The sequence below is a fragment of the Nonomuraea ferruginea genome (assembly GCF_039540635.1).
Taxonomy (GTDB): Bacteria; Actinomycetota; Actinomycetes; order Streptosporangiales; family Streptosporangiaceae; genus Nonomuraea; species Nonomuraea ferruginea.
The window spans coordinates 1-544 of sequence record NZ_BAABFD010000065.1; the positions used below are offsets into that span (position 1 = coordinate 1).

The window sequence follows — 544 nt, forward strand, 5'->3', positions numbered from 1 at the left end:
CCAACTCCTTGGCTCACAGAACGACATGGCTACGATCCGACTTACTGAACTTATTTGAATGATCAAGATAAGCTAGAGGTTATTACCATTGTAGGTGGTGGATAATCTATTTGTACATACACAGTTCTCTATCTCAAATGTTTCATAGATAGAGATAATCTTCCTTGTTGTTTATCTACATGAATAATAACAGCTTTAATAGTGTCACCTATTTTAAATTGTGATGATATCTGCTCTAATTCTTTGATATTAATCTCAGAAATATGGACAAGACCTTTGAGATTTCCTACCTTTATAAATAATCCGTAAGGTGTAATCTGATTTATTATGCCTTCAATAATATTACCAACAATTAAATTAGATGATGCTTGAGATATTAGAGCTCTTCTATGACTCAGTATTAAATTATTAGATTTCTCTTCGACATTGAGTAATTTTAGCTTAATAAATTTATTATTAAATTGCTCACTTTTTTGAAAATTACCGAGATGAGAATTAGGTACAAATCCAGATATACCTTCAAGGTTAATTATCATTCCTCCCT

1 protein-coding gene is annotated in these 544 nt (G+C 30.7%); it reads right to left on the bottom strand.

The features are described from left to right. Positions 1-128: 128 nt before the first annotated feature. Positions 129-544 (bottom strand): S1 RNA-binding domain-containing protein (locus tag ABD999_RS43800; RefSeq protein WP_345483304.1); only part of this gene is annotated, 416 nt, incomplete at its 5' end.